Annotated in this window: 13 protein-coding genes and 1 pseudogene; 13 read left to right on the forward strand and 1 reads right to left on the reverse strand. The window is 38.3% G+C overall.

From position 1 onward, the window contains the following. The first annotated feature begins 99 nt into the window (after positions 1–99). The 9 genes from WA010_RS07465 to WA010_RS07505 all read left to right on the forward strand — a co-directional run bounded on the left by WA010_RS07465 (position 100) and on the right by WA010_RS07505 (position 6,107). Complete coding sequence (locus WA010_RS07465; protein ID WP_422556505.1) at positions 100–603, forward strand: 3-isopropylmalate dehydratase small subunit; 504 nt, start codon at positions 100–102, stop codon at positions 601–603. Between the two features lie 3 nt (positions 604–606). Continuing rightward, a complete protein-coding gene (gene leuB, locus WA010_RS07470; protein ID WP_422556506.1) occupies positions 607–1,683 on the forward strand; it encodes a 3-isopropylmalate dehydrogenase in 1,077 nt (358 codons plus the stop codon). After that, entirely contained in the window at positions 1,671–1,919 is a 249-nt protein-coding gene (locus WA010_RS07475) for a tetratricopeptide repeat protein (protein ID WP_015653561.1), read from the forward strand. The genes leuB and WA010_RS07475 overlap by 13 nt, the downstream gene beginning before the upstream one ends. After that, complete coding sequence (locus tag WA010_RS07480; RefSeq protein ID WP_422556507.1) at positions 1,910–2,251, forward strand: CiaD-like domain-containing protein; 342 nt, start codon at positions 1,910–1,912, stop codon at positions 2,249–2,251. Before WA010_RS07475 ends, WA010_RS07480 begins: the two co-directional genes overlap by 10 nt. A gap of 27 nt (positions 2,252–2,278) precedes the next feature. Beyond that, positions 2,279–3,118 (forward strand): formyltetrahydrofolate deformylase, encoded by an 840-nt coding sequence (gene purU / locus WA010_RS07485; RefSeq protein WP_422556508.1) that lies wholly within the window; start codon positions 2,279–2,281, stop codon positions 3,116–3,118. Then, positions 3,119–3,589 carry a tRNA (cytidine(34)-2'-O)-methyltransferase gene (locus WA010_RS07490; protein WP_422556509.1) on the forward strand — a complete coding sequence of 157 codons (471 nt, stop codon included), beginning with the start codon at positions 3,119–3,121 and terminating at the stop codon, positions 3,587–3,589. Position 3,590: 1 nt separating this feature from the next. Further along, entirely contained in the window at positions 3,591–3,731 is a 141-nt protein-coding gene (locus WA010_RS07495; protein WP_422556510.1) for a hypothetical protein, read from the forward strand. A gap of 228 nt (positions 3,732–3,959) precedes the next feature. Beyond that, positions 3,960–4,619, forward strand: a complete 660-nt coding sequence (locus WA010_RS07500; RefSeq protein WP_422556511.1) for a S24 family peptidase — start codon at positions 3,960–3,962, stop codon at positions 4,617–4,619. Between the two features lie 15 nt (positions 4,620–4,634). Further along, positions 4,635–6,107, forward strand: coding sequence for an SH3 domain-containing protein (locus WA010_RS07505; protein ID WP_422556512.1), 1,473 nt, complete (start codon positions 4,635–4,637; stop codon positions 6,105–6,107). Between the two features lie 58 nt (positions 6,108–6,165). On the opposite strand, the gene WA010_RS07510 is transcribed toward WA010_RS07505, so the two are convergent. After that, on the reverse strand, positions 6,166–7,362 hold the full coding sequence (locus tag WA010_RS07510; protein WP_422556513.1) for a tetrahydrodipicolinate N-succinyltransferase N-terminal domain-containing protein: 1,197 nt from the start codon (positions 7,360–7,362) through the stop codon (positions 6,166–6,168). Between the two features lie 227 nt (positions 7,363–7,589). Here WA010_RS07510 and WA010_RS07515 point away from each other — a divergent pair, with 227 nt between their 5' ends. The 4 genes and pseudogenes from WA010_RS07515 to WA010_RS07530 form a co-directional block, all read left to right on the forward strand. After that, complete coding sequence (locus WA010_RS07515) at positions 7,590–8,021, forward strand: CoA-binding protein (protein ID WP_422556514.1); 432 nt, start codon at positions 7,590–7,592, stop codon at positions 8,019–8,021. A gap of 9 nt (positions 8,022–8,030) precedes the next feature. Next, positions 8,031–9,242 carry a threonine ammonia-lyase gene (gene ilvA, locus WA010_RS07520; protein ID WP_422556515.1) on the forward strand — a complete coding sequence of 404 codons (1,212 nt, stop codon included), beginning with the start codon at positions 8,031–8,033 and terminating at the stop codon, positions 9,240–9,242. A gap of 11 nt (positions 9,243–9,253) precedes the next feature. Next, positions 9,254–11,380, forward strand: coding sequence for a WD40 repeat domain-containing protein (locus WA010_RS07525; protein WP_422556516.1), 2,127 nt, complete (start codon positions 9,254–9,256; stop codon positions 11,378–11,380). Continuing rightward, positions 11,377–11,833 (forward strand): annotated as a pseudogene (locus tag WA010_RS07530) (phosphatase); the annotation flags it as partial. The gene WA010_RS07525 and the pseudogene WA010_RS07530, both read left to right, overlap by 4 nt.

Consider the following 11,833-nt stretch of genomic DNA (forward strand, 5'->3'; position numbering starts at 1 on the left):
ATATTAATCACTATTAAATCTCTTTTTCGGGGATTTAAAACTCTTTCAACACATCTAAGCTATAATCCCACCAATTTTACGTACCATAGGATTTTTTTGATGCAGAAAATTGAAGGAAAGGTTTGGAATTTCGGTAAAGATATCGATACCGACCTCATTATTGCCGCACGTTATCTGAATACCTCAGACCCAAAAGAACTCGCAAAACATGTCATGGAAGATGCTGATCCGACATTCGTGAGTAAAATGACTCCCGGTGACATTATCGTCGCCGATGAAAATTTCGGGTGTGGTTCATCACGTGAACATGCTCCTATTGCACTCAAAGCAGCGGGTGTAGCAGCGGTTATCGCTCCAACCTTTGCCCGTATTTTTTATCGTAATGCGTTCAACATGGGTCTTCCGATTTTTGAGTTGACTGAAAGTTTGGAAATCAAAGAGGGTGAATCGGTCAGTATCGACATGGATGCAGGAACCATCACCAACACAACTAACGGTAAAGTTTATAGCTTTATTCCAATTCCACCATTTATGCAAGAGTTGATCTCAACAGGTGGATTAATGAATTATGCAAATGCTGAAATCGTAGCTGGAGAGAAATAATTGATGAAAAGTTACAATATTGCACTTATTAAAGGGGACGGAATCGGTCCTGAGATTATCGATGAAGCGGTTAAAGTTTTAGACGCGGTTGCTGCGTGTGAAGATATCGAATTTAATTACCAAGAAGCCCTTATGGGCGGATGTGCGTATGACGTTACTGGTGATCCGTTGCCACAAGAGACGATTGATATCTCTTTGGCAAGCGATGCCGTTCTTTTCGGTGCTATCGGCGGTATCAAATGGGATACGCTCCCTCGTGAAAAACGTCCAGAAAGCGGTTTACTCCGTTTCCGTAAAGAGTTAGGCGTTTTCGCCAATCTTCGCCCTGCGAATGTTTATGACGAACTCATCAATGCCAGCTCTCTCAAACCGGAGATCGTCAAAGGGGTTGATTTGATGGTGGTTCGTGAGCTGATCGGCGGTATCTATTTCGGTGAACCGAAAGGTCGGGATGAGAATCGCGGATGGAATACGATGGTTTATACCCGTCCTGAAATTGAACGAATTGCCCATGTTGCCTTTAAAATTGCAATGGAACGCTCTAAAAAAGTGTGCTCAGTCGATAAAGCAAACGTTTTGGATGTCAGTCAGTTGTGGAGAGAAGTGGTTGAAGAGATCGCCAAGGAATATCCTGAAGTGGAACTCAGCCACATGTACGTCGATAATGCAGCAATGCAGTTGATCCGTGATCCGAAACAGTTCGACGTTATCCTCACCGGAAATATTTTCGGGGATATTTTGAGCGATGAAGCAAGTATGCTCTCCGGTTCTATCGGGCTTCTCCCATCAGCCTCTGTCGGTTCAGCTATCGGTGTTTATGAACCGATTCACGGTTCAGCTCCCGACATTGCAGGGCAGGGGATCGCGAATCCGATCGCTACTATCGCGAGTGCATCGATGATGCTCCGTTTTGCACTCGGTGAAAACCGTGCAGCGGATCGTATTGATTATGGAATCAAGCAAGCATTGGCTGAAGGGTACCGTACCAAAGACATTTCAGGGTTTGATGCTAAAGAGATTTGTTCAACCAGCGAGATGGGTTCCATCATCGCTAATTTTGCAGCCAAATGCAAACTCTAACCCTCGCCAATATTTACGAGCTTCAAGGGCTCAAAGAAGATGCTCTTGAAATTTACAAAGAGATTCTCAAAAAAGATCCCTCTAATGCAGATGCAAAAATCGCTATTCGTAGACTTTCCGGAATGCGTAAAAAGTTTTTAGGTGTCAACAATGAAATGAAAGCTTTTTTTGTCCAAATGGATGAAGAAGCAGAATTTATTCAGTTTGAAAGGTGGTTGTTACGAGCATGGAACTAAAAGATGTTATTTTATCGACTTTAGCCGAAATTGAAGAGTTAACCACATTGTCTGAGCCAATTAACAAAATTGAGCCGATAATAGAGTCTCCAGCTTATCAGCATGAAGAACGGAAAAGTGTCTCTCAAACAGTTATGAATACAACACATGCTGTTCGTGATGATGAAGCTCGAATGCTTGATGGGATTCGGGAACGTCTTCTCGTTTTATTTGAAGGATTTCAATCCCCTAATAATGTTCAAATTGAAGCAAAAGTAGATTTAACGCTTAATTTTTTAGAATATCTTTTAGCTACTATCGATAGCCGTTTAGACACTATCAAAGAATCTTAAAATCTTCACAAATAAGAGGATGTATATATGAACGAACAATATCGTGTATTGATTGATTGTAACGATGAAAAAGGGTTGGTTTATAAAGTCTCCAGCATATTTTTTCATCGTAACCTCAATATTATTTCAAATAATGAGTTTGTTGATAAAACTTATAATAAGTTTTTTATGCGTAGTGTTGTTGCCGGAGAAATCGATCCATCTGCGCTTAAACAAGAACTTTTAGAAGTTCTTCCTGATCATGCTCATCTTGATGTAATCGCTCCCCGTAAAAAACGGGTGATTTTGATGGCAACCAAAGAGTCCCATGCACTGGGTGATATTTTGATCCGTTATGAAGCAGGAGAACTCGATTGCCATATTGTAGGCGTTGTTTCTAACTACAATCTACTTGAACCGCTTGTCTCAAAATTTGACATCCCGTTTTATACGGTATCACATGAGGGGTGTGATCGTGATGAGCATGAAAGACGTGTTCTCGCTCAGCTCTCAGAACTCGGCGATATTGATTATATGGTACTGGCAAAATACATGCGTATTTTGACACCCCGTTTTGTCAAAGCGTATGAAGACAAGATCATCAATATTCACCATTCGTTTCTCCCTGCATTTATCGGGGCAAATCCATACAAACAAGCGTATGAACGCGGGGTAAAAATTATTGGAGCGACGGCTCACTTTGTAAATAACAATTTGGATGAGGGACCAATAATCGCTCAAGACGTTATCCATGTCAATCATGCACACGGTTGGGAAGAGATGCAGCGACAAGGGCGAGATGTTGAAAAAATTGTCCTTTCTAAAGCACTTAAGTTAGCATTGGAGGATCGTATCTTTGTGCATGCCAACAAAACGATCATTTTCTAAATGTTTCATATCGTTTTAGTTCATCCTCAAATCCCAAACAATACAGGTGCTATCGGGCGGCTATGTGTTAATACTGGGACATCACTTCATTTGATCAAACCAATTGGGTTTGATATTGATGAAAAAGCAGTTCGACGTGCCGGACTTGATTATTGGCATAAAATTGATTTACATATTTGGGAAAATATTGATGATTTCCTAGATGCACATCCTGAAAGCCAAAAATACTATTTTGCAACAACTAAAACCGATAAACCTTATTTTAAGATAACTTTTAAAAAGGGAGATTATCTCTTTTTCGGTAGTGAAATATCCGGTATTCCCAGCGAGATATTAGAATGCTATCCGGATCAATGCATGACGATTCCAATGACGAAAGAGGGACGTAGCCTTAATCTCGCTATTAGTACAGGAATTATCCTTTACGAAGGAATCAAACAAAATTTTGACACCTATAAAGAAGGTATGTAGTATGCTTGAGATTATTGATACGCTAATTATTGTTCTTTTTGTCCTATTTTTAGTCTATATTTTCCGTGGCTATCATTTGGCACGTCTGGATAAAATAAAAGAAGAACATGGAAACAATGCAGAAACTGAGCAATGCTCCTAAAACAGTTTTTCTGCCCAAATCCCCATTTTTATTTCGAAACGATCCATCCAACTATTTGCTTTACGAATTACTTGTGCCATTGTCAACTCCTTGAGTAAACTTTTAATTAGGCAAATCGTAAAATATTTTTAAAATTAATCTAAAAAATATGTCAATTTGCAATATTTATATCTTTTATGTGTCATAATACTTACAATTCTTAATTAGATATTGTAAAAGGATTTCAGTATGAAAACATTTAGTGATATTGTTGAAACCATCAAAGATATTGTCTCATCAGAGTTCCCTGATAAAAAAGTATTTGATAAAGATGTAGCAGATTTGCTGTATATTTCTCAAATGAATTTTGCAACGATGAAAAAGCGTAATAAAATTCCATTCAATGAGCTTCTTGATTTTTGTGCCAAACGTTCTATTGCTATTAACTGGTTGTTGTACAATCAATCTCCAGAAAGCTTAATTGAACCAACCAACCGTTTTTACATGGTACGTTATTTCTCATCGGTGAGCGCCTCGGCCGGGGGAGGGGCGGAAAATGACGAACTCTCGTATGAACCGTTGATGTTAGAAGAGAATTTTGTCCTCTCTTTGGGTGGAGAAAAAGAGTTACGCCATATTGAAGCAATCAATGTTTCAGGCGATTCAATGGAACCAACATTTAGCTATAACGATATTATTTTCATAAATCGTTCAAAAAGTGATATAAGTCGAGGTGGTATTTTTACGATTCGAACGGAACATGGGTTATTTATAAAACGGCTTCAAGTTCGAATTGATGGGAAACTCGATATTATTTCAGATAATAAAGACTATCCTACTTATGTAACTTCTAGAGATGAAGTTGAAATTATAGGTAGGGTTGTGGGGCGTTTCGGCGGAATAGAATAAAAGTGAGATAAATAAATGAAAATAACGCTGTGGATGAGTGGATTTTTATTAACATTGGGAGGGTGTAGTAATCACACTCCAATTCCACCGTCACCACTCAAACTTTCTCCTCCTAGTCTTATTTATTTCGAAAATAATAAGACGGATAGTAGCAATATTTTTTGCTGTTCGCTTCCCAAAAACCTAGAAATCAAATTTCCTGAATACACTCCAAAAGTTAATGACTTGGAGAGATTTGAGCAATCAGTTCTCCCCTATGTCGAACAAAATGCTAATGATCGAGAAATATTTTACGAAATACAAAACAATTTTGAATCACGTTATTTCGCGGCATGGGATTATCTTATTCCTCCCCAAAAGATTCAAGAAATCACATGGCCTCTCCGTGCTTTCAGAGGAGGATATGGAAGTAATCTTAGACCTATTCCTTCGCTTTGGTTTGAACAAATCCGTGAGAATAGCAATTTTGAAATGTATGGAACGATCAATACAAAGGGAATTGCTTTGAAAACATTGGATATCCGAGCTTTTCCTACAGATAAGCCTTTGTATAAAAATCCTGCCCTTCCAGGGGAAGGATATCCATTTGATCTACTTCAAAATAGTACTTTGCACTACAATGAACCTATATTTATTTCTCATTTGAGTAAAGATGGTGCATGGAGCTATATTTTTAGCAATAATGTATCCGGATGGGTCAGATCAGATGGAATTACCGTCGTTGATGATCAAACAGTACAAAATTTTAAACAGGCTAAAAAAGTTTTTTTACTCGAAGATAATATACCTCTTTACACTCTCTCTAATCAATACACTGTTCATTCTCGTATCGGAATGGTTCTGCCATTGGAACGAATCGAAGGAGAGTACTATATCGTTAAAACAATCGATTCAAATACCTCTAGTAAAGAATTATTGGTTCCTCAAGCTTCTGCCCATATCGGTATAAGTCGCTTCAACAAAAAAGATTTAATTTTGATCGGCGCACATTTATTGAAAAATACTTATGGATGGGGTGGAATGTATGGTGAAAGGGATTGTTCATCAATGATACGCGATATGATGACTCCTTTTGGGATTTGGCTACCGCGAAATTCATCTGCACAAGCGAAGAAAGGAGAAGTGATATCTTTTGAGGGGCTTTCTAATGATGAAAAGCTTATCTTAATCAAAGAAAAAGCCATTCCCTTTGAGACTATTATATACCTTAAAGGACATGTTGTTCTCTACATTGGAACCTATCAAGATAATATACTAATATTACACAATATTTGGGGCATTCGTACGATTGATAAAGAAGGAAATAAAGGGCGGCATATTATCGGTAAAACAGTTATTACCACTTTGGATCTCGGTTATGAACTCGAAAATTTTGATCCATCAATGAGACTACTTTCACGTGTTGAGAGTATGAATATCTTTACACATATGCCAACTACATTGACACGAAGTATGAAAGTGACTTCTCCAAAGAAGAAATCGCTTTAAAAACTTAGCCTCGCGTATCGAGTAATGAACCTAACATTGCCCAAAAAGTGATTTAGAATTAATGTAAATCAGCGTTAAGCTTAACTTCACGAGTTGAGCGGCGGATGAGCAGTTGTCCTGTTGTAGAGTCTTGGCGATAATGGATACCGTTGAGACTTACCAAATCTTTCCCTTTGAAACTTGTACCGCTGAGGGCTTTAGATGGATTCGCTTCTTGGATTTTAGCAAGTTCTTCGGCACTAACCGCAAATTTGGTTCCCGCTAAAACAGCGATCCCAGCATCAACGATGCACCCATCACCCAATGCGATACCCGTTACCGAGTTGGCACCGAGTAGAGTATTTTTACCGATTGTAACCGGGATTCCGTCCGTTCCGCTGAGAACACCGAGGATAGAAGCCCCTCCGCCCACGTCTGAGCCATCACCCACAACCGCAGAACTCGAAATACGTCCCTCAACCATGCTCACACCTGTAGTACCGGCATTGAAGTTCACATAACTTGCACCCGGCATAATCGTCGTTCCTGCATGGAGCTGTGCTCCGAAACGGACTTTTGAATCGTCCAAAACGCGAGTGTTATTCGCAGGGATGATGTGTTGGAGATAGCGAGGGAATTTATCGACGAAATCAATTTTCGGATATTCATTGGCAAATTTGAGTTCGATCTCATTTTCACGGAGCCATTCGAGTTCGATTGGCTGACCGTCCGACCATGCAACATTGTGTAATGCACCGAACGCACCGTTAAGGTTAAGCGAGCGAAGAGCCGCTTTCGAGGTAGAGAGGGCGTAGAGTTTGAGGTAGGTTCCCTCAACACTCGTGCAAGCAACATCGTTGAAAAGGATGACGAGACGAAATTCACCATCACGCATACCGCGCTCTTTGATTTGATTGTAGAGGGCTGAGATTACTTGGATATTTTTATGTGCATCGCCATACGCTTCATCAGAGTAAGGGGTAAATGCATTTAAACACCCCTCTAAAAATTTTAGTGTTACGGGAAAGATCACTTCATCCGCATTAAAATCAATCTCGAATCCTTGCTCTTGAGCACTTTGGATAAAAATCGCCGCACTGCCGAAGTTCTCGTTCCAGTTGATGTGCGGATAGGTCGCTTGGAGGATTTTATCGCTATCAAGTTGACCGAAATCGACACGACAGATACCGAATGCGAGGGGATTTTTGTATCCTGTGGTGTTTTGAATCTCTTGAACACATGCTTTAAATGCTGATTCGGTCTCTAAAATTTCCATTTTTGCTCTCTTAGGTGTAAAATTAATATGGAATTTTACCATAAACGTCTAATCTAATCTGCTATACTTAACTAATTTTCGTCATTTCCAATATGGTGAATAGATTTGGAATCTTGCTTCATAATTATTTTTATTGATGAAGAAAATTTTAGGTCTATAACTGGGAGCATTTTCAAAGGTGTATAAAGATTTTGGTATAATAGGTTACTTAGTATAAAGGAGTGTTTATGGAATGTGAATTTCCTACCGTAAATGCATCAAACGATGAAATACGATCTATTTTTGCTAGTGTAAAAACGATCGCTATTCTAGGGCTTTCACCGGATGTGACAAAAGACAGCTATCGCGTTGCAGAATATCTTAAAAATGTCGGATATATCATTATTCCGGTGTATCCAAAAGAAGATATGATTTTAGGAGAAAAAGTTTATCGTTCTATTGAGGAGATTCCGTTTGCAATCGATATGGTTAATATTTTCCGTAAACCGGATGCTTTGGATACAATTGCTGATGCGTGTATCGCACGCGGTGATGTAAAAGTATTTTGGGCACAAAAAGGAATTGTAAACAATAAAGCAGCTGAAAAAGCAAAGAAATCAGGGTTATATGTCGTTCAAAATCATTGTAGTATGGTCGAACATAGACTCATAAATGGATAAAGGGAATTTTTGATTGATTTAACTACTATTTATCAAGCACATGAACGTATTAAAGAGACGGTAGTAGAGACTCCGTTTGCTTATGCTCCTAGATTAAGCGAACAATCAGGTATAGAAATTTATCTTAAAAAAGAAAATCTTCAAGTTACTGGGGCATTTAAAATCCGTGGAGCGTATAATAAAATTGCGTCATTGAGCGATACAGAACGCTCATGCGGTGTGATTGCAGCGAGTGCAGGAAATCATGCGCAGGGTGTCGCAATGGCAGCGCAGATTTTTGGTATTCAAGCATTGATTGTTATGCCTGAATCCACTCCTTTAACAAAGATAAATGGTGTCCGCTATTACGGTGCTGAGGTCATTTTAGCTGGCAGCAACTATGATGAAGCATATGCGTATGCATCTATGTACGGGCAAGAGCATAAAATGGTGTTTGTCCACCCTTTTGCAGATGAAGCGGTTATGGCAGGACAAGGGACAATTGCAATCGAAATGATTGAGGCAATGAATGATTTGGATGCTATCGTTGTTCCCGTTGGCGGGGGAGGGTTAATCTCCGGTATGGCTTCAGCGATTAAAGCACTTTCACCTAAAACAGAGATTATCGGAGTCAGTGCTGTAGGTGCTCCTGCAATGAAAGAGTCATTTGAAGCCAAAAAAGCAATCGATAGCACTTCAGTACGAACCATTGCAGACGGAATTGCGGTACGTGATACTTCAGAAGTAACACTTGCACATATTTTAGAAAGTGTGGATCGTATCGTAAGCGTAGACGATGAAGAGATTGCTAATGCTATTTTATTTTTATTGGAACGTCAGAAACTCGTTGTTGAAGGCGCCGGTGCCGTCGGTGTTGCTGCGGTTCTACACGATAAATTGTCAGATTTAAAAGGTAAAAAAGTCGCTATCGTACTGAGTGGCGGGAACATGGATGTTACACTTCTATCAGTTATTATTGAAAAAGGGCTTATTAAATCGGGACGTAAAATGAAATTGACGGTAACATTGGTAGATAAACCTGGTGCCCTAATGCAACTGACTCGAATGCTACAAGATCTCAATGCTAATATCGTTCATATAGCATATGATCGTACATCGACGACTTTAGCGTATGGAGATGCTAATGTCATGATTCATTTAGAAACAAAAGGTGAAGAACATCAGAATGAAATTCGAGCACTTTTGAAAGAATACCGTTATCTTAGCAGTGAAGAACATTAAGTGGAGTAGGCATGAATATTTTAAAATCATTTAATATTAAAATTCCCATTCTCATGTTAAAGGCACTTGATGATAATAAGTTGGGAATAATTGATGCTCAAAATGCACTTCGAATTATAGATTTAACCAACTATGCGGTAGCCGGCGGGTTTAAAAGTAATATTATGCATGAACGTATTATTGGTACTCATGTTGATATGACTCCTGATGGCAAAATATCTATTTCAATGCTTCCAGGTACGAATAAAGCCGCTGTTTTTAGTGTTACCAAAAAAGAGCTATTGTATAAAGTTGGACGTCATCAAGGAGAAATCGAAAGTGTCGGCGTAGATCCTAACGGTAGATATTGTGTTACATGCGGACAAGATGGAAAAGCATTTGCATGGGTGTTAAAAACGGCTCGTCTAGCTTTTTCGATGCCACCGCATGCAGACTTTATTACTACGGTTGCTTTTAATGATAACGGGCAATGGATTGCTACAGGAAGTTATGACCGCACCATTAATTTACTCAATTTAGCAACTATGAAACAGCCACTTAAATTGCGTGGGCATACCAGTGCAGTTATGAAAATTCAATTTTTGCCTGAAGCGCGAATACTCTCCGTCGATAAAGAGGGGACACTCATCATTTGGGATATGCGTAACGGAAAAATGATCAAACGTCTTACTAAAATGAATGATGAAGTTACTACAATGACTGTTAGTCAGGATAAGAAATTTGCTTTTATTGCTACTAAACTAGGTTCTATAGGATTATATGATTTGCACACTTTAGAGCAAATCAAACAGCGTTATATCAAAATATCTGAGTCAGTTACATCCTTAGCTTTGATTCCAGAAGGGTTTCGCTTGGCTATTGGAACGGCTGAGGGAAGTGTTCGTATTTATTCTCTTTTAGGAGATGATGATGAATACATGAAAATGATTCGGGAACGCCGATATAAAGTTTTTTATGATGCATTAGAAGAAAATCCGATGCTTTTCTATTCAAAACCATATGAGGTGGTTGAACGTGTATGGGCAGATGTATTTGAAAAAGCACGATTGTATTTAGAAAAAAATGAAAAACTGAAAGCTAAAGAGCTTTTGGATATGTTCACCGGTATTCCTAAAAAAAATGCCTTAATCACACAAATTTTACGTGCGTATGAAAAATATGCTCAATTTCAAACCTATGTACAGGAAGGGCGTTTTGCTCTTGCGTATTCTCAGGCTAAACAATTTCCTGCATTTCAAGATACTGAACCTTATCGTAAAATGGAAATACGCTGGAAAAAACTTTTTATGAAAGCACAAGAGTTAATATTAACACCTAATGGTGATGATCAAGCACGTCAACTTTTAACACAATATCGAGGAATATCCGAAAAAACAGTATTAATTCAACAACTTTTTGAACAACGTCGAATGTATGAATACATGAAAAAAATTATTGCTGCTCGTGATTTTGTCAAATTTTTTGATTTAATTAAAATGCACCCATTTTTAAAAGAGTTTTCAGAATATAACTCGATTATAGATTATGCCAATAAACTGTATACCCAAGCACAAAAGGGGTATATGCAAGGTGATTATGCATCAGCGCGTAAGGCATGTGAAATTTTAAGTGCTTTTCCTGATTATGCTTTGGAAGCCCAAGAAATGGCAGATACTATTCGTGTGAAGCATCTCTTTTTTGATGCAATTTCATCGAATAATCTTGCAAATGCTTTCTCCTATCTTAGTTCATATCCCTTATTGTATGAGACTCCCGAAGCTCAAGTTTTAGAACGCCAATGGAATCTCTTAGTAGATCAAGCGCAACGTATTGCTGCAAAAGGGATGGCATCTGAAACACTTGCTATTTTTGAACCCTATTTTTCAATCACTGATAAATATGCTGCAATTGCTAGCATAATGACTCAGGTGTATTGTGTTCAGTTAGAACAAAAACTGCGTGACAAAGTATCTCAAGAAGTGATCGAGAAAGGGATTCAACAATATATAGGTATGTTTGGAATTGATGAGGGTATTATGGGAGTTGTTGACTATTTTAAAAGCCATTATGCATCAAAAATCGATCTTGAAACATTAAAGCAAGGCTCAATAGAAACATGGACTCCATCTATTTGGGTCAAGGATATTTGCATTTCATGATTGCAATTGACTTGGGGTCCAATACAATTCGTTTTATTGAATTTGACGGTTTTGTGTGGGGTAATAATTTTGAAAAAATTGTTAAAACAGCCGAATCACTGTATGCAGATAAAAAAATCGGGGATGCTGCATTAATACGGATTATTGGAGCAATTGAAGAAGCAAAAAAAATATTTGATTTTTCATCTCATGAAATTGTCGCTTATGCAACAGCGGCTATGCGTATAGCATCTAACAGAGTAGAAATTATTCAATCACTGAAAGTTGCTACAGGAGTTGTTTTTACCGTGATTGATGCAGAAAAAGAGGCATTTTTAACATTAACTGCTGTTCTTTATCGCCTTAAAATAATAAAATCAACTCCTAGAAAATTCATATTAGCTGATATTGGTGGAGGCTCAACTGAGTTAATCCAATATGATAATGGAAAATATTTTTCATCCAGTATTAATA

Source organism: Sulfuricurvum sp., assembly GCF_049305995.1.
Classification (GTDB): domain Bacteria; phylum Campylobacterota; class Campylobacteria; order Campylobacterales; family Sulfurimonadaceae; genus Sulfuricurvum.

Bases quoted from the DNA above. Each gene is read 5' to 3' on its own strand.
- WA010_RS07525 (WP_422556516.1), top strand. From the start codon at position 9,254: ATGAATATTTTAAAATCATTTAATATTAAAATTCCCATTCTCATGTTA.
- WA010_RS07475 (WP_015653561.1), top strand. From the start codon at position 1,671: ATGCAAACTCTAACCCTCGCCAATATTTACGAGCTTCAAGGGCTCAAA.
- WA010_RS07495 (WP_422556510.1), top strand. From the start codon at position 3,591: ATGCTTGAGATTATTGATACGCTAATTATTGTTCTTTTTGTCCTATTT.
- WA010_RS07465 (WP_422556505.1), top strand. From the start codon at position 100: ATGCAGAAAATTGAAGGAAAGGTTTGGAATTTCGGTAAAGATATCGAT.
- purU (WP_422556508.1), top strand. From the start codon at position 2,279: ATGAACGAACAATATCGTGTATTGATTGATTGTAACGATGAAAAAGGG.
- WA010_RS07490 (WP_422556509.1), top strand. From the start codon at position 3,119: ATGTTTCATATCGTTTTAGTTCATCCTCAAATCCCAAACAATACAGGT.
- WA010_RS07515 (WP_422556514.1), top strand. From the start codon at position 7,590: ATGGAATGTGAATTTCCTACCGTAAATGCATCAAACGATGAAATACGA.
- leuB (WP_422556506.1), top strand. From the start codon at position 607: ATGAAAAGTTACAATATTGCACTTATTAAAGGGGACGGAATCGGTCCT.
- WA010_RS07500 (WP_422556511.1), top strand. From the start codon at position 3,960: ATGAAAACATTTAGTGATATTGTTGAAACCATCAAAGATATTGTCTCA.
- WA010_RS07505 (WP_422556512.1), top strand. From the start codon at position 4,635: ATGAAAATAACGCTGTGGATGAGTGGATTTTTATTAACATTGGGAGGG.
- WA010_RS07480 (WP_422556507.1), top strand. From the start codon at position 1,910: ATGGAACTAAAAGATGTTATTTTATCGACTTTAGCCGAAATTGAAGAG.
- WA010_RS07510 (WP_422556513.1), bottom strand. From the start codon at position 7,362: ATGGAAATTTTAGAGACCGAATCAGCATTTAAAGCATGTGTTCAAGAG.